Raw genomic sequence first — 16,080 nt, forward strand, 5'->3', positions numbered from 1 at the left:
CTGGGCTCAGCAGTATTGGTGAATGGACACCATGCGCGTACTGATCACCGGTGGAACCGGATTCGTCGGAGGCTGGACCGCCAAGGCGATCGCCGATGCCGGGCACCGGCCGCGGTTCCTGGTCCGAAACCCGGCGGGCCTGCACAGCAGTGTGGAGCGGCTGGGTGTCGATGTGTCCGACTACGTCGTCGGTGACATCACCGACGCGGACTCGGTGCGCGAGGCGCTGCGCGGCTGCGATGCGGTGGTACACGCTGCCGCGGTGGTGGCCACCGACCCACGCCAGACGGAGCAGATGTTGGCCACGAACTCGGCCGGGGCCCACAACGTGCTCGGCGGAGCGGTCGAGCTGGGACTGGACCCGATCATTCACGTCTCCAGCTTCACCGCGCTGTTTCACCCGGGCCTGACGTCCTTGCGGGCTGACCTGCCGGTGGCCGGTGGCGCAGACGGTTACGGACAGTCGAAAGCCCGTGAAGACCTTTATGCGCGCGGCCTGCAGGACGCCGGTGCCCCCGTCAACATCACCTACCCGGGCATGGTGCTCGGACCTCCGGTCGGAGACCGGCTGGGGGAGGCCGGCGAAGGAGTGCGGGCGGCGCTGCAGATGCATGTCATCCCCGGGCGTGGCAGTGCCTGGATGGTGATCGACGTTCGTGACCTCGCGGCCATGCACCTGGCGCTGCTGGAGCCGGGCCGTGGTCCGCGCCGCTACATGGCCGGTGGCCAGCGGGTACCGCCGGGAGAGTTGGCGAGCCTGCTCCAAGAGCTGTCGGGTTCTCCCATGATGGCGCTGCCGATTCCGGACATCGCCTTGCGTTGGGCGGGCCGCGTCTTGGATCAGGTCGAGCGAGCGCTTCCGATCTCGACTCCGTTCACCGAAGCCGGGATGCAGTACTACACCCAGATGCCCGAATCCGATGACACCCCTGCCGAGCGCGATCTCGGCATCGTGTTCCGAACCCCCCGGGAAACACTGGCCGACACCATTGCCGGGATCCGCGGTTAGCCCCCTTCCCGGGATCCGGCTTTCTACGTAGTCGCGACATAATGGCTGCGTGACTGACGCCGGTGCCGGGGCGCGGCTGGTGGTGATCGTCGTCTTTGACGACGTGACGATGCTCGATGTCGCAGGGGCCGCGGAAGTCTTCGTCGAAGCCAATCGGTTTGGCGCGAACTATGCGGTCACGATCGCCTCGGTGGATGGCCGCGATGTGACGACCTCGATCGGCGCCCGGTTGGGTGTCACCGACAGCCTCGCCGCCATCGATTCTGCCGACACCGTGTTGGTGGCCGGGGGCGACCATCTGCCCCGGCGCGCCATCGACCCCGCACTCGTCGAAGCAGTCAGGTCGGTGGCCGGTCGGACACGGCGCCTGGCGTCCATCTGCACCGGGTCGTTCATCTTGGCTCAGGCCGGCATGCTCAGCGGCCGTCGTGCCACCACTCACTGGCACGACGCCCGGTTGTTCGCGCGAGCATTTCCCGACATCACGGTCGAGCCGGACGCCATCTTCATCCGCGATGGTGACGTCTACACTTCGGCCGGCGTGTCAGCCGGTATCGACCTCGCGTTGGCGTTGGTCGAAATGGATCACGGCAGCAAGCTGGTTCGCGAGGTCGCTCGGTGGTTGGTGGTCTATCTCAAACGCGCAGGCGGACAGTCACAATTCTCGGCGCTGGTCGAGGCCGATCCGCCGCCGCAGTCCGCGCTGCGCAAGGTTACCGATGCGATCGTGGCCGACCCGGCCGACGACCACAGCGTGAACGCACTCGCCCGGCGAGCGGCCTTGAGCAGCCGTCAACTGACCAGGCTGTTTCAGGCCGAGCTCGGGACCACCCCGGCCCGCTACGTCGAAACGGTACGTATCGATGCCGCCCGTGCCGCGCTCGACGCCGGCCACAGCGTCACCGAGTCCGCGCACCGAGCAGGTTTCGGCAGCCCCGAAACTCTCCGTCGGGTATTCACCGACCACCTAGGCGTGTCGCCGAAGGCCTACCGGGATCGGTTCCGCACGACGGTCCGCTGAGACCGTTCGGCCCAATGCTGCCACGGTTCTACACCGCCGGAAACCGCTTGCTCAGCTTCTCCAGAGTCAGCATTTCGCGCCCCTTGTCATCGAGGTAGGGGATACCGATCCCATACTCTGCCCACCGGGCGGCGACTCGAGATTCCAGTTCGGGAGCGAGCCGATCGGTCGGCGGGAAGCGGCGCCCACCCCACACCTCCCGGGGTGCGACCTCCCAGCTGCGGGTGGCGTCGACGAGGACCCGGGTCCATTCTCCGGCGCCGTACTTGTTAGCGTCGTTGCGCTCCGGCGGAGTCGATGGATCCAGTGATGACCCGAAACCCGGTCCGAAGAAGGCGATATCGCCCAGACCGGCGTTGACTCGGTATGACATGGCCCAGTCCAGCGCCGCCGGGTCATGGAGATCGATGTCTTCCTCGACAACCACGACATTCTTGTGGAACCAGACCGCGCCGCCGGTTCCCCATAGCGCCGCGGCGATCTGTTGCGCATGACCCCGGTATCGCTTTTGGATCTGCACCAGGGTGTTCTGACCGTTGGTGACCTCTGTCATCCAGAGGTCGGTGATACCACCGATCCCCAGATCGTCGAGGGCGTTCCAGGTGATCGCCGATCGCGCGAAGTTGACGATGCTGTCCTCATTCAACATCCCGGGCCGAATGCCCTCGAGGGTTCCGCGCAGCACCGGATCATTGCGGTGGGTGATGCAGGTGACGCGCAGGACCGGCGCGGGTGCCGCATCGCCGATGAAACCGGGGTACTCCGCGAACGGGCCCTCCATGGCGAACGTCGCGGGGTCTGGATCGATAAACCCTTCGACCACGATCTCCGCCGACGCCGGTACGTGTAGCGGAACTGACTCGCAGGCGACCAGATCGACTGGGCGCTCGAGTAAAGCGCCCATCATGTCCCATTCGCAGATGCTTTTCGGGAAGGGACTGCCGGCGCAGAACGGCAGCACGTCGTGCCAACCGTAAACGACGGCAACCGGCATCGGCTCCGGCTTGTACTCCGCCATATGACCGCCCCCGCCCTGACTCGGCACCAGGAGTTTGGCGATCTTGTCGCGGTCGATGATCATGCCCCGGTAAAGGCCGATGTTGTCGCGGCCCGTCACTTTGTCTTGGGTGACCACACCGCAGTAGGTGTCGATGTAACGGCCGCCGTCTTCGCCATGCCACTTCGGCACGGGCAGCTCATTCAGGTCGATAGCGGCGCCCTCGACGACGTTCTCCTTGACCGGACCGGTCTGCACCACGCGCGGTGGAATGGGCTTTCTGAAGGCATCTCGAAGGTGCGCCACGATCTGCGAATCGCTGGTGCCCTCGGGCAGATCCAACATCAACAGGAGTTGGCGCCGACTCCCGAGCGCCGACGTTACGAGCTTGGTGCATCGGGTGTCGTTGTGGCCGACGATGTTCTCGAACAGCAATGCGGGCCCGCCCAGGGAAAGGTTGGCGCGGGTGATCGCGCCGATCTCTTCGTTCCAGTCGACCGGAACGGTGATGCGGCGTAACTGGTCCGCGGCCTCCAGAGTGGCAAGCCAGCTACGCATATCCGGACCGGTATCGACTGGCTCAGTGACGTTGTTGCGGTGGGGAATGCCTGTTGCGAAAGTCATTTCGCTCTCCTCACGATTGCCAGCCGAGCTGCAGCATCGTCCTTCCAACGGTTGATCAACGAGTGTTCGATTCCGAGCTGATCGATGACGCGGCCGACCACGTAGTCGGTCACCTCGTCGACGGAGCTGGGCCGGCTGTAGTAGGCGACGGTCGGCGGGAAGATCACCGCGCCGGCACGCGCCAGGTAATGCATGTTCTCCAGGTGAATCTCGCTCAGCGGCGCTTCCCGAGCGACCAGAACCAGCTTGCGTCGCTCCTTGAGCGTGACATCGGCGGCGCGGGTGATCAGGTTGTCGCTGAAGCCGATTCGGATGGCGCTCAACGTCTTCATGCTGCACGGGCACACAACCATGCCGTCGGTGCGAAAGGATCCACTGGAAATTGCCGCTGCGAGATCCCTAGCGCTGTAGCTGTGGGTGGCCAGTGCTCGGACATCGGCGACGGTGGCATCGGTCTCGATCTTGATCGTCGCCCGTGCCCACTCGCTGAGGACCAGGTGCGTCTCCACACCCAGCTCTCCGAGGGTTTCCAACAGGCGGATGCCCAAGGTGGCGCCCGTTGCTCCGGTCATCGCGACGACTAGGCGCATCTTCTTCTCCTCTCACCCGATGGTCCGGCTGATCGACGGGATCAGTCCTGGGAGCTCCGAATCAGTCTGCGGGGCAGCCTGGCTGGACTGGCCGGTCATTTCCGCCGTCAATCCCACAGAATCCGACACACGTGCAGGGGCTACAGCCTGTCGCATTCTGTGGGATTCACGGCAGAACAGCCATGGCCGGTTTGTCAGTTCCACGACCAAGATTGGAGACAACAGGCCGCAGGAGAGGAGCCCCGATGTCCGAGACCAAGCCGACACGGCGAATATTGATCACCGGTGCGTCCAAGGGCATCGGTCGGGCCGTCGCAGACCGGCTGGCCGCGGATGGCGTCGAGCCGATCGGTATCGCCCGCACCGCACCCCAGGATTTCCCGGGCAAGTTCTACGCGGTGGACCTGGCCGACCGCTCGGCGACTGCCACGACTTTGGGTGCGATCCTCGCCGACGGACCTGTCGACGCGGTGGTCAACAACGTCGGTTTCGCGCGGTTCGGTCGAATCGGTTCGGTCGATCTCGAGGACTTGTTCGACACCTATGACCTCAACGTGCGCACGGCTGTGCAGGTCGTCCAAGCAGTGTTGCCGGGAATGCTTAGTCAAGGCTGGGGGCGCATTGTCAATGTCACAAGCCTGACGGCATTAGGTACTCCCGAACGCACGCCCTATGCCGCCGCCAAGGCAGCCCTGGACGCTTGTACCCGGATTTGGGCTGCCGAGTTGGCCGCCACGGGCATCACCGTGAATGCCGTTGCGCCGGGCCCCACTGAAACGGAGATGTACCGCGAGCGAAGCCCGATCGGATCCGAGCGGGAAAGCCGTTTCCTGCAGAGCATCCCGATGGGTCGCGTCGGAAGGCCACCGGAGATTGCGCACGCGATCTGCTTCCTGCTGCACGAAGACGCCTCGTACATCACCGGGCAGATCATCCGGGTAGACGGTGGCGGAAGCATCGGCGGTTAAAGCACAGCAGTTTCGAAACCAAAGGAGTCAGACCAATGACCAGAGCAGTTGACACCATCGCCGGCGTTGCGATTCCCGACACCGCGCTGGTGCGGGAGACCACCGAGTACATCCGCGACGTCGAAAGCGACCTGTTGTTTCATCATTCCCGCCGGGTTTTCCTCTTCGGAGCGCTGCACGGCCGCCTACGCGGTCTGGCACCCGACTTGGAACTGCTGTACGTGGGGGCGATGTTTCACGATCTGGGCTTGACCGAGCGCTATCGCGACTCGCAGCTGCGCTTCGAGGTGGACAGCGCCAACGCTGCCCACGACTTTCTGCGCCAGGCAGGCATCAACGAATCCGATGCCCGCAAGGTCTGGTTGGGGATCGCGTTGCACACCACCCCCGGTGTGCCGGAATTTCTGGACCCGGAGATCGCTCTGGTCACCGCCGGCGTCGAAACCGATGTGCTCGGTATCGGCCGCGCCGAGCTGCCGGCGCACTTACTCGACGCGGTGACCGACGCGCACCCGCGACCGGACTTTAAGCGCCGGATCCTGCATGCCTTCACCGAAGGTGTCCGGCACCGCCCTGACAGCACTTTCGGCACGGTGAACGCCGACGTGCTCGCGCACTTCGACCCGTCTTTTGTCCGCGGTGATTTCGTCGAGACGATTCTCGGCAACGCTTGGCCCGAGTAGCCGCAGTCAGCCCTCTTTGCTGATCAGCTTGCCCAGTGCCGCCCGGTCGGAGGCCAGCAGCTCGTCGATGCGCGGCTGGTTGACATCGGCGACGATGATCTCGCCGACCTCCTGGTTGACGCTGCTGAAGATGCCGTGCTCCTTCATCTTCTCGGTCTGGTACAGGTTGTCCTGGGTCGGCGTGACGTAGTGCACCGCCGCGGCTTTGAACCGGTGGATCAGCCACAAGTGGGTCAAGTCCATCAGCCGCTTCTGGCGCAGCTTCTCGGCGAAGGTGTTCTGGTCGCGGACCGTCAAGATGCTGCGACCGTGCCGGTCCTTGATCGGGTCGACGATCACGTTGGCGAGTTTGTCGTCGCCCTCGCCGTAGATCCCCAGTTCCAGCACATCGGAGCCGGGACGGGTGGGTCGCAGCTGCACCCGCAGCTTCTCGCCGAGCTGGTAGTGCTCGGCCCACAACGCCAGCCAGTCCTCCAGCAGCTTCTTGGGCACCTCGGTCTGCACCAGATGCTGATGCTGGGTGGACCCGGCGCCCATCGCCTTGGTGGTGGCGGTGCGGCCCGACGACGCGGCCAGCGCAGCGTCGCTGCGTGGCCCGCCGACCAGGGTCTGCGGCGTGCGGTAGGGCGACTCCACCAGCCGCATCTTGCGCTGCAGTCGGGCCAGCGCCAGCATGCCGTCCTGCAACAGGGTGGCCGCGAACTCCTCGGAGGCCACACCGTCGACCTGGTGGCCTCCGTAGGTGATGAAGTTGAAGACGAAACCCATCTTGCCGAGCTCGGCGGGGAAGGCCCGCATCTGCTCGTCCGTCATGCCGGTGGTGTCCCAGTTGAACGAGGGGGACAGGTTGTAGGCGAGCATCTGGTCGGGGTACTGGGCGTGGATCGCCTCGGCGAACTCGCGGGCGTCGGCGAGGTCGGCGGTCTTGGTCTCCATCCACAACAGGTCGGCGAAGGGGGCGGCGGCTAGCGACTTGGCGATCGCGTAGGGAATGCCGCCACGCACCTGGAAGTAGCCCTCGGGAGTCTTGGCCCGTTCGCAATCCCAGCCGGGATCGGCGTTGAGTTCCGCGGCCTTCTGCCGGGCGGTGTAAAGCGGTGCCCGGGCGGCGAACTCCCGCCACTGCGCGGCGCTCATCTCTTTGGGCTCGCCTTCACGCTCGGCGAATTCGAGCATCTCGGCGACGGCGTCCCCGAACGTCATCAGCCCGGCATCGTTCTGCCACGCTTCGACGAACTTCGATTCGATGTCGTCGAAGAGGCCGTCCACCGAGGTGCGCCCATCACCGCGCCAGCCTTCGGCGGCCTTGGCGATCGACGCGGTGATGCCGTGGCGTTCCAGCCAGGCGTCCGCGGCGGCGTACTCGCCCTCGGGCAGGGCGTAGAGCAGGTGACCGTTGATCTCGGTGATGCCAGAGTTGTAGAACTGCCGCGTCATTGCCAGGAAACAGGACTTGTAGGACGGGATCTTCAAGTTCGTGGTGCCCAGGATGAACGGCTGGTCACGTTCGTCGCCCCGGCTCTCGACCAGGTTCGCCGCCTCGGCGTCGGTGCGCGCGACGATGATGCCGGGCACGCCCATCAGGTCCAACTGGAATCGGGCGGTGTTCAGCCGTTTGATCTGCTCGTCGGAGGGCACCAGGACTTTGCCACCTTGGTGGCCGCACTTCTTGGTGCCGGGACGCTGATCCTCGATGTGGTAACCGGGGACACCGGCCTCCACGAAGCGCCGGATCAGATTGCGCACGTGCGGATCACCGCCGTGCCCGGTGTCGGCGTCGGCGATGATGAACGGCCGGTAGTCCACGGCCGGAGTGGCGGCGCGCTGCTCGTCGGTCATCTTCAGGCGCAGGTACTGCTGGTTGCGGTCGGCGGTGAGCAGGGCACGCACCAGTCCGGCGGCCTCGTCGGGAACCTGACTGAGCGGGTAGCTGGCCAGGTCGGGACCCGGGTCCTCGGTGATGGAGCCCTTCGCCGAGGTGGCCCAGCCGCCGAGATAGATGCCCTCGATGCCGACTCGCTTCATCACCACCGCCTGGCCGGGGGAATACGGGCCGAAGGTGGTGATGCTCTTCTTGGCGGCGAACAGCTCACGCAGCCGCGTGTAGAACGCGGTCGCCGCTTCGCGAGCCACGATGTAGTCCGACGGGATGGTGCCGCGCTGTTCGACGACTTGGCGGGCGCTGTAGAGACGGGTGATGCCTTCGAACCGGGGGCTGTCGAAGTACTTCTGCACCGCTGCGACGTCGGCGTCGACATCGCGTTCGACCGGTGTGCTTGCCGTCGGGTTCGTCTCGATCGTCGTCATGGAAATTCGCTCCCTTTCACCGGGTTGACCCGGCGGTTGATGCGGCGGTCCCAGCTTGTTTCCTCTTCGTATTGTGCCGCCGCACGCTGAGCGATAGTTCGGTTTTGCCTACATCTTCAGCACTGTGCCGCTGATGCCGCTGAACTGGCCCGAAGGCATCGGAATAGGCGGCCGAAGTGGCTAGACTCAAGCTTCATGACGTACCGGTCGGACCGGTGGGCAGAACACTGGGAGCAGGCGCCGCAGCCGGTGGTGGTCGGCCGCTGGGCCGCCCGTCGGATGAGCCGACGCTTCGCCGGGGTGGGCGTCCGCATTCCGCCCGCTCGGCTTCGTGAGATGGCGGTCGGTGCACCGCTGGCGTCGGCGGAATCGGTCGACTACGCGTTCGCGCTCGCCGCTACTGAGATAAAGCACGAACAGCGACTGGCCCGGTCCCGGCGCAACCGGCGACGCCTGATCAACGCGCTCATCGTGGCCGGCCTGATGATCGCTTCACTCAATCTGCTGATCTGCATGGGCTATCTCTTCATCAGCCTGGCGCTGCGCGAACCGGCTATGTGATCCGTCACTACACCAACTCCATTGTGGTGGAAGTCCTTTGACGTCCGAAGCGGGCTTCGTCGAAGGAGCCGGGGCCCTAGACTGCGGGGCATGACACGGTCGCAGCGCTCGACGCCCCTCAAGGGACTGGTTCAGATCGAAGAGTGCTTGGACGCGTGCGGCGGTATTGTGCTGCCGCCGGGCGAAACCCTGATCTCGCTGATCGACCGCAATATCGCCAACGTTGGGGATGCGGTGGCGTTCCGCTACCTCGACTACGCCGGTCAGGTGGAGGGCCAGGCGGTCGAGCTGACCTGGACGCAACTCGGCGAGCGACTGCGCGCCGTCGGGGCCCGGTTGCAAAGTCTCACAGCTCCCGGCGATCGGGTGGCGATCCTGGCGCCGCAGGGACTGGACTACGTCACGGGGTTCTATGCGGCCGTCAAGTGCGCAACCGTCGCGGTGCCGCTGTTCGCTCCCGAACTCCCGGGGCACACCGAGCGACTCGACACCGCATTGCGAGACGCCACTCCGGCTGTGGTTCTGACGACGGCTGCGGTGCGACACATCGTCGATGATTTTCTGGGCAAGCTGCCCCAGCAGTTGCAGCCCCGCGTGGTGGTCATCGACGAGATACCGGATTCGGCGGGGGAGGACTTCGTGCCCGTCGACATCGACGTCGACGACGTGTCGCACCTGCAGTACACCTCGGGCACCACGCGGCCACCGGTCGGTGTGCAGGTGACCCACCGCTCGGTGGCCACCAACCTGCTGCAGATGATTCTGTCCATCGACATGCTGGATCGAAACACGCACGGGCTCAGCTGGTTACCGCTGTATCACGATATGGGTCTATCGATGATCGGATTTCCGGCGGTCTATGGCGGACACTCCACGCTGATCTCGCCGACGGCGTTCATCCGGCGACCGCAGCGCTGGATCAATGCGCTGTCGGACGCCTCGCGGCGCGGCCGGGTGGTCACCGCCGCACCGAACTTCGCCTATGAGTTGACCGCGGCACGGGGCCTGCCGGCTCCGGATGCCGACATCGACCTGTCGAACGTCGTGATGATCATCGGATCCGAACCGGTGAACATGGCGGCGATCACCACATTCAACGGGGCATTCGCGCCGTACGGGTTGCCGCCCACCGCCATCAAGCCGTCCTACGGGATCGCCGAGGCCACGCTGTTTGTCGCCACCATCGCTCCCGATGCGGAGGCGAGCGTGCTGTACCTGGACCGCGATCAACTCGGTGCCGGCCGCGCGGTGCCGGTGGCCGCCGACGCCCCGGGCGCGGTGGCCCAGGTGTCGTGCGGGCAGGTGGCCCGCAGTCTGTCGGCGGTGATCGTCGACGCCGAGGCCGGCGCGGAAGTGCCCGACGGGAGTATCGGCGAGATCTGGCTGCACGGCGACAACGTGACCGCCGGCTACTGGGGCCGGCCCGACGAGACCCGGCACGCGTTCGGCGCCCGCCTGCGTTCTCGGCCGGACCACGGCAGCCACGCCGGGCCTACACCCGCCGACGGCGCGTGGTTGCGCACCGGTGACCTGGGCTTCTATCTCGACGGTGAGCTCTACGTGACCGGTCGCACCGTGGATCTGATGACCCTGGCGGGGCGCGGTCACTATCCGCAGGACATCGAAGCCACCGTGGCGGCGGCCTCACCGATGGTTCGTGACGGTTATGTGGTCGCCTTCGCGGTGCCGGCCGAGGGCGCCGAGCAGCTGGTGATCGTCGCCGAGCGCGCGACCGGCACCGGCCGCAAAGATCCCGCGCCGGCGATCGCGGCCGTCCGTGCCGAGGTGCGGCGGGTGCATGGGGTGAGCGCCGCCGATATCCAATTCGTCCGAGCCGGCGCCATCCCTCGCACCACCAGTGGAAAGCTCGGCCGCACCGCGTGCCGCGAGCAGTATGTGGCGGGCACGCTCGGGGTGCACTGAGACGGCTGTGTTGGTCTGCCGACTCCGCCGCGGGTGCACAGCGGGCGCACAGCGCAGACCTGTCAGGCGCCAAAAATAGCTAGCTAGCCTTCCTAAAACGTCTTGCCGGATCGATTGCCGGCCAAGAGATAAGGGGAGGCCATGGACTACGGAGCCCTGCCGCCGGAGATCAACTCGGCGCGCATGTACGCCGGCCCCGGCCCGGCTTCGTTGCTGGCCTCTGCGAGCGCCTGGCAGGACTTGGCCGCCGAACTGAACTCCGCTGCCGCGACCTATGGTTCAGTGATTGCGGGTCTGACGAGTGGTTCCTGGCTTGGCGCCTCGGCGGTGACGATGGCCGCGGCGGCAAGCCCCTACGTGACCTGGCTCAGTGCCACCGGGGCCCAGGCCGAGCAGGCCGGCGCCCAACTGGCCGCCGCCGTCACGGCCTACGAATCCGCCCACGCGGCTACCGTTCCGCCGCCACTGATCGCGGCCAACCGCACCCTGCAGCAGACCCTGATCGCCACCAATCTGCTCGGGCAGAACACCGCGGCAGTCGCCACGACCGAGGCGCAGTACCTGGAGATGTGGGCGCAGGACGCCGCGGCCATGTACGGCTACGCCGGGGCGTCGGCGGTCGCCACCCAGGTCACGCCATTCGCCTCGCCGCCGCAGACCACCGACCCGTCCCGGCAGGCCGGCCAGGTCGCCTCGGTCGCGCAGTCGGCCGTCGCGACCACCGGTACCGACACCGAGGCATTGATGTCGCAAGGGCCGCAACTACTCTCGACGACCCCGACGGCGCTGCAGGCGCTGGCCGCACCCACCGAGGAGGCGTCGACGGGCGGCTCGATGTCGTCGTCGATGTCGAGCCTGAACTCGCTGATGATGCCGATGCGTATGGCGATGATGCCGATGAGCATGCTGATGCGGATGCTGATGGGCGGCTCCAATGGGGCCAAGGGTGCCGCGGCCGGTGTGGCAGCCGCCGGCGGGGCGGCCTCGGGCCTACTCAGCTCCGCGGGTGGCGCGTCCAGCACGGTGACGTTGGCGGGCTTCTCCGGCGGATCGGCGGCCACCGCCGGCCTGGGCCGGGCCGCCTCGATCGGTGCGTTGTCGGTGCCGCCGGCCTGGACCGGTCTGGGCGTGGCCAGCGCTCCGGCGGCCGCGGCGTTGCCGTCGGTCGGTGGGGGAGCGGTCCCGGCAGCGGGGATGGGCAATGCTGCCGCGGTGCCGCCGATGGTGCCGTTCGCCAGCCTGGCCGCCCGCGGTGGGGTCGGCGGCTCGGCCACCCAGTACGACTTTCGGCCTACGGTGATCCCGCGGTCACCGGCAGCGGGGTAGCGGCCGGGTCGGATTCGACCGCAGCGGGACGGCTCGGCGCCGACCGCACGCGCCAGAAGTTCTGGATGTTTTGAGGCCACCAGAACCATCGGCCCAGCAGCGCCGCGATCGAGGGCGTCAAGAACGAGCGCACGATCAAGGTGTCGAACAGCAGGCCGAGTCCGATCGTGCTACCGGCCTGCCCGATCGAGTACAGATCGCTGGCCGCCATCGACATCATCGTGAAGGCGAACACCAGCCCCGCAGCGGTCACCACTGAGCCGGTGCCGCCGATCGAGCGGATGATCCCGGTCTTGATTCCCGCGCCGATCTCCTCGGAGAACCGGGAGACCAGCAACAAGTTGTAGTCCGAGCCGACCGCAAGCAGGATGATCACCCCGAAAACCGGTGCGATCCAGTTCAATTGGAGGCCGAGGATGTGCTGCCACACCACCACGGTCAGGCCGAATGCCGCACTCAGCGACAGCAGCACCGTCCCGACGATCACCGCGGAGGCGACCAGTGCCCGGGTGATCAGCAGCATCACGATGAAGATCAGCGTCACTGCTGCCGCCCCGACGATCAGGATGTCGTAGGTCGAGCCGACTTGGATGTCCTTGTACACCGCCGCGGTTCCGGTGAGGTAGAACTTGGCGCCGGTCAGCGGCGTTCCCTTCACCGCGTCGTGGGCGGCGGCCAGCATCGGTTCGACGAAGGCGATGCCCTTCGGCGTGGCCGGGTCGGCGTCGTAGGTGACGATGAATCGCGCCGCCTTACCGTCCGGGGACAGGAACAGTTTCAGGCCCTTCTGGAAATCGGCATTGTCGAAGGCCTCCGGGGGCAGGTAGAAGTAGTCGTCGGCCTTGGAGGCGTCGAAGGCCCGGCCCATCTCGGTGGCTGTGTCGGTCATCCTCGACATCTGGGTCACCAGGCCGGAGAAGCTCGAATGCATGGTGAGCAGGCTGCCCTGCATCGATTTCGCCACCGCGATCATCGGATCGAACTGTCCGACCATCTGCGGCATCACCGTGTTCACCTCTGCCATGTCGGCCAGCAGCGGCCGCATGTCCTCGCTGAACTTGTCCATCCCATCGTAGGCGTCGAAGACCGACCGGATCGCGTCGCACGCGGGAATGTTGAGGCAGTGCTGCTCCCAGTAGAAGTAGTTACGAATCGGGCGCACGACATCGTCGAAATCGGCTATGTGGTCGCGGATCTCGTCGACGGTCGCCGTCACTGTTGCCATGTCGACGCTCATCTTGTCGGTGGTGTTGTTCATCTGGTTGACCAGGTCGCGTAGACGCACCATGGAGTCGACCGTGGCGCCCAGGTCGTCGCTCATCCTGACCATGTCGGATAGCCGGTCGGTCATGAACTGCAGGTTCTCCTGGATCGGGACGGCCTGCATGCTGATCTGGAACGGGATCGAGGTGTGGTCGATGGGACTGCCCAATGGTCGAGTGATGCTTTGCACGCGTTCCACTCCGCGGGTCCGAAAGATGTTCTTGGCGATCCGGTCCAAGATGATCATGTCGGCAGGATTGCGAAGGTCGTGGTCGCTTTCGACCATCAAGACATCGGGGTTCATCCGGGCGGCGCTGAAATGACGTTCGGCTGCGTCATAGCCGACGTTCGCGGGCAGGCTCGCCGGGATGTAATAGCGGTCGTTGAAGCTGATCTTCATGCCGGGCACCGCCAGCATGCCGGCGAGGGTGACCAGCAGTGCCGCCACGAAAACCGCACCGGGCCAACGGACATTGGCGGTTCCGATCCGTCGCCAGCCACGGCCCTCGGCCCGCTTGGGTTCCAGCAGGCCGTGCCGGGTGGCGATCGCGACGATGGCCGGGGCCACGGTGAGCGCACCGGCGATGACCACCAGCAGGCCCAGTGCCGACGGGATACCCAGGGCCTTGAAGTAGGACAGCCTGGCGAAATGCAGACACAGTGACGCGCCCGCGATCGTCAGTCCCGAGCCCAAGATGACATGCCAGGTGCCGCGGAACATCGAGTACCAGGCGGTCTCGGGGTCTTCGCCGGCATTGCGGGCTTCGTGGTAGCGCCCGATCAGGAAGATCGCATAGTCGGTGCCGGCCGCGATCGCCAGGGACGACAGCATCGCAACCACGAAGGTCGAAAAGCCGAGTAAGCCATGGTGTCCGAGCAGCGCGACAAGGCCGCGGGCGCTGCCCATCTCGAAGCCCACCATCACCAGGGCGAGTGCCACGGTGGCGGCCGAACGGTAGACGATGGCCAGCATGACGATGATGACCACGCCGGTCACGGCCATCATCTTGAGCATGCTCTTGTCGGCCGCTTCGGTCATATCAGTGGTCAGTGCCGCTTGGCCGGTGACGTAGGCCCTGACCCCTTCCGGTGCGGGCACCGAGGCGACGATCGCGCGGACCGCGTCGACCGATTTGTTGCCCAGGGTGCTGCCCTGATCGCCAGCGGTGTTGATCTGCGCGTAGGCGGCTTTGCCGTCGGCGCTTTGCACTCCGGCGGCGGTGATCGGGTCGCCCCACAGATCCGCGATGTGCTGGACGTGTTCGTGATCGGCGGCCAGTTTGGCGATCAGGGCGTCGTAGTAGCGGTGCGCCTCGGGCCCCAACTCGGTCTCGCCCTCGAGCACCAGCATCACCATGGCGTCGGAGTCGAATTCCTCGAACGTCGCGCCGATGTGCTTTGCCGCGATCATCGACGGCGCGTCCTGCGGCGACATCGTCACGGCGTTCTCGCGCGCCACCGACTCGATCGGCGGAACCAGCACATTGAGCCCGGCGGTCAGCAACAGCCAGAAGATCACCAGCGGCCAGGCCAGCCGGCGAACTGCCCGCATATACCCCGGGCGACGGGTGCCGTGGCCGCTCATGCGCCTTTGACCAGACAGAACACCTGGGCGTGGTGCCCAGTGGCCAGCTGTTCGTCTTTGACGGCGCCGTTGACCGTGATGCGGCAGCCGATCTCCTCGCCGTCGCCTTGGGCGACCAGGTTGCCGATGACCGACGGGCTCGTGGTGATGATGGTGTGACTCCAGGGCAGGCCGCTGAACGTCGCCCGCGCGGGTTGGGTCTCTCGGTCGAGGTAGCTCACCGAACCGGCGACGGTATCGGACCCGAAAACCTCGTAGCGGACCTGTTTTTCGTTGATCGAGTTGATCACCTGCGAACCGCTGCCGTCCCAGCGGAAGATCTCGTCGGCGCCGAACACGCTGCGCAGGTTCACGACCGCCAGCGTCCCGACTAGTGCCGCCGTCGCGACCACGACGGGCACCCAGGCTCGGCTGACAAACGTGCGCATGCCCATCACCTCTCGATTCCTCCGCTGAGTAACTCTTCGTGAATACTATACCCCGTAGGGTATACGAATATTCCTGAAGTACCCACGGGGGTATGGGGAAGGTGGTCAGTCGACGGTGTGTCGCGACTGCGCGGCGACGGCTTCGCCGAGCCAACGTCGCAGGAAGCGGCGCAGCTCGTCGGGGGACCGATCTGGATCGTTGGGCGCCACGACGAACGAGAGCATGATCCGCAGGGTGAACTCCACGAGTTCGCGCAGCGCGGCTTCGTCGTAGCCGTGCTGCTTCCAGTCGACGTCGAACCGCTCGATCATTCGCATCCCGAAGACGCGGGCCTCTTCGGAGGCCATCTCTCGGTTGTGTGCCGAAGACGACGACAGCATGGCGCCCAGGTGTGGGGAGCGGGCCACCTCATCCAGGGTGTAGACCGCGCCTTCGGCGAGTGCGTCGGCGGGATCGTGGATGCCGTGTACGTGCTCAGTGAGCCGGTCGAGGAAGTCGTCGACGGAGGCGATGGCTACGGCGCGCATCAGCGCGTCGGCGGTGGGGAAGTAGCGATACACCGTCTGCCGGATCACCCCGAGTGAGGTGGCGACGTCGGCCAGCGACACTGCGGAACCGGTCTCGGCGACCAGCTCGACGGCCGCGGCGATGATCCGCCGGCCGGCTTCCTCGTCGGTGTGCGGCGGGTTACCTCCCCAGCCGCGTCGGCGTGCCATCAGTGACCTGCTTGACAAGCTTGGTGCATCGAACAATCATACGCGAAGATGTCCAGTTGTATGTTCGAGCTGAGGTAG

The 16,080-nt window shown here is 66.0% G+C and carries 13 protein-coding genes; 7 read left to right on the plus strand and 6 right to left on the minus strand.

Annotation, left to right across the window (positions count from 1 at the left end):
- The first annotated feature begins 31 nt into the window (after nt 1-31).
- Together MJO54_RS11460 and MJO54_RS11465 are read left to right on the plus strand one after the other, a co-directional pair.
- Nucleotides 32-1,009, plus strand: a complete 978-nt coding sequence (locus tag MJO54_RS11460) for an NAD-dependent epimerase/dehydratase family protein (protein ID WP_240175970.1) — start codon at nt 32-34, stop codon at nt 1,007-1,009.
- A gap of 49 nt (nt 1,010-1,058) precedes the next feature.
- A complete protein-coding gene (locus MJO54_RS11465) occupies nt 1,059-2,030 on the plus strand; it encodes a GlxA family transcriptional regulator (RefSeq protein WP_256364636.1) in 972 nt (323 codons plus the stop codon).
- Nucleotides 2,031-2,058: 28 nt separating this feature from the next.
- Here the strand turns inward: MJO54_RS11465 and MJO54_RS11470 are convergent, their stop codons facing one another.
- Together MJO54_RS11470 and MJO54_RS11475 are read right to left on the minus strand one after the other, a co-directional pair.
- On the minus strand, nt 2,059-3,651 hold the full coding sequence (locus MJO54_RS11470; protein WP_240175923.1) for a UbiD family decarboxylase: 1,593 nt from the start codon (nt 3,649-3,651) through the stop codon (nt 2,059-2,061).
- The gene (locus MJO54_RS11475; protein ID WP_046283201.1) at nt 3,648-4,241 is read right to left on the minus strand and encodes a UbiX family flavin prenyltransferase; all 594 of its coding nucleotides are present in this window, start codon (nt 4,239-4,241) and stop codon (nt 3,648-3,650) included. The genes MJO54_RS11470 and MJO54_RS11475 overlap by 4 nt, the downstream gene beginning before the upstream one ends.
- 245 nt (nt 4,242-4,486) lie before the next feature.
- On the opposite strand from MJO54_RS11475, the gene MJO54_RS11480 reads away from it, so the two are divergent.
- Both MJO54_RS11480 and MJO54_RS11485 read left to right on the plus strand, forming a co-directional pair.
- Nucleotides 4,487-5,209, plus strand: coding sequence for an SDR family oxidoreductase (locus MJO54_RS11480; protein WP_046283200.1), 723 nt, complete (start codon nt 4,487-4,489; stop codon nt 5,207-5,209).
- A gap of 35 nt (nt 5,210-5,244) precedes the next feature.
- Nucleotides 5,245-5,892 (plus strand): HD domain-containing protein, encoded by a 648-nt coding sequence (locus tag MJO54_RS11485; protein WP_046283199.1) that lies wholly within the window; start codon nt 5,245-5,247, stop codon nt 5,890-5,892.
- Nucleotides 5,893-5,898: 6 nt separating this feature from the next.
- Here MJO54_RS11485 and aceA read toward each other — a convergent pair whose 3' ends face one another.
- Nucleotides 5,899-8,199, minus strand: a complete 2,301-nt coding sequence (aceA, locus tag MJO54_RS11490; protein ID WP_046283198.1) for an isocitrate lyase ICL2 — start codon at nt 8,197-8,199, stop codon at nt 5,899-5,901.
- A gap of 195 nt (nt 8,200-8,394) precedes the next feature.
- Here aceA and MJO54_RS11495 point away from each other — a divergent pair, with 195 nt between their 5' ends.
- The 3 genes from MJO54_RS11495 (at nt 8,395) to MJO54_RS11505 (ending at nt 12,009) form a co-directional block, all read left to right on the plus strand.
- Complete coding sequence (locus tag MJO54_RS11495; RefSeq protein WP_046283197.1) at nt 8,395-8,760, plus strand: hypothetical protein; 366 nt, start codon at nt 8,395-8,397, stop codon at nt 8,758-8,760.
- 90 nt (nt 8,761-8,850) lie between these two features.
- On the plus strand, nt 8,851-10,683 hold the full coding sequence (locus MJO54_RS11500) for a fatty acyl-AMP ligase (protein ID WP_240175924.1): 1,833 nt from the start codon (nt 8,851-8,853) through the stop codon (nt 10,681-10,683).
- Nucleotides 10,684-10,824: 141 nt separating this feature from the next.
- Complete coding sequence (locus MJO54_RS11505) at nt 10,825-12,009, plus strand: PPE family protein (protein ID WP_065153403.1); 1,185 nt, start codon at nt 10,825-10,827, stop codon at nt 12,007-12,009.
- Here the strand turns inward: MJO54_RS11505 and MJO54_RS11510 are convergent.
- From MJO54_RS11510 to MJO54_RS11520, 3 genes are all read right to left on the minus strand, one after another.
- Complete coding sequence (locus tag MJO54_RS11510; RefSeq protein WP_065153404.1) at nt 11,975-14,857, minus strand: MMPL/RND family transporter; 2,883 nt, start codon at nt 14,855-14,857, stop codon at nt 11,975-11,977. The two genes, MJO54_RS11505 and MJO54_RS11510, sit on opposite strands and share 35 nt — an antisense overlap.
- Nucleotides 14,854-15,285, minus strand: a complete 432-nt coding sequence (locus MJO54_RS11515; RefSeq protein ID WP_065153413.1) for an MmpS family transport accessory protein — start codon at nt 15,283-15,285, stop codon at nt 14,854-14,856. The genes MJO54_RS11510 and MJO54_RS11515 overlap by 4 nt, the downstream gene beginning before the upstream one ends.
- A 105-nt stretch (nt 15,286-15,390) precedes the next feature.
- Nucleotides 15,391-16,002, minus strand: coding sequence for a TetR/AcrR family transcriptional regulator (locus tag MJO54_RS11520; RefSeq protein WP_240175925.1), 612 nt, complete (start codon nt 16,000-16,002; stop codon nt 15,391-15,393).
- Nucleotides 16,003-16,080: the final 78 nt, after the last annotated feature.

It is taken from the genome of Mycolicibacter virginiensis (genome assembly GCF_022374935.2).
GTDB classification, from domain to species: Bacteria; Actinomycetota; Actinomycetes; order Mycobacteriales; family Mycobacteriaceae; genus Mycobacterium; species Mycobacterium virginiense.

Coding starts and splice junctions, on each gene's coding strand:
- MJO54_RS11460 (WP_240175970.1), top strand. CDS start 32: ATGCGCGTACTGATCACCGGTGGAACCGGATTCGTCGGAGGCTGGACC.
- MJO54_RS11470 (WP_240175923.1), bottom strand. CDS start 3,651: ATGACTTTCGCAACAGGCATTCCCCACCGCAACAACGTCACTGAGCCA.
- MJO54_RS11475 (WP_046283201.1), bottom strand. CDS start 4,241: ATGCGCCTAGTCGTCGCGATGACCGGAGCAACGGGCGCCACCTTGGGC.
- MJO54_RS11480 (WP_046283200.1), top strand. CDS start 4,487: ATGTCCGAGACCAAGCCGACACGGCGAATATTGATCACCGGTGCGTCC.
- MJO54_RS11485 (WP_046283199.1), top strand. CDS start 5,245: ATGACCAGAGCAGTTGACACCATCGCCGGCGTTGCGATTCCCGACACC.
- aceA (WP_046283198.1), bottom strand. CDS start 8,199: ATGACGACGATCGAGACGAACCCGACGGCAAGCACACCGGTCGAACGC.
- MJO54_RS11495 (WP_046283197.1), top strand. CDS start 8,395: ATGACGTACCGGTCGGACCGGTGGGCAGAACACTGGGAGCAGGCGCCG.
- MJO54_RS11500 (WP_240175924.1), top strand. CDS start 8,851: ATGACACGGTCGCAGCGCTCGACGCCCCTCAAGGGACTGGTTCAGATC.
- MJO54_RS11505 (WP_065153403.1), top strand. CDS start 10,825: ATGGACTACGGAGCCCTGCCGCCGGAGATCAACTCGGCGCGCATGTAC.
- MJO54_RS11510 (WP_065153404.1), bottom strand. CDS start 14,857: ATGAGCGGCCACGGCACCCGTCGCCCGGGGTATATGCGGGCAGTTCGC.
- MJO54_RS11515 (WP_065153413.1), bottom strand. CDS start 15,285: ATGCGCACGTTTGTCAGCCGAGCCTGGGTGCCCGTCGTGGTCGCGACG.
- MJO54_RS11520 (WP_240175925.1), bottom strand. CDS start 16,002: ATGGCACGCCGACGCGGCTGGGGAGGTAACCCGCCGCACACCGACGAG.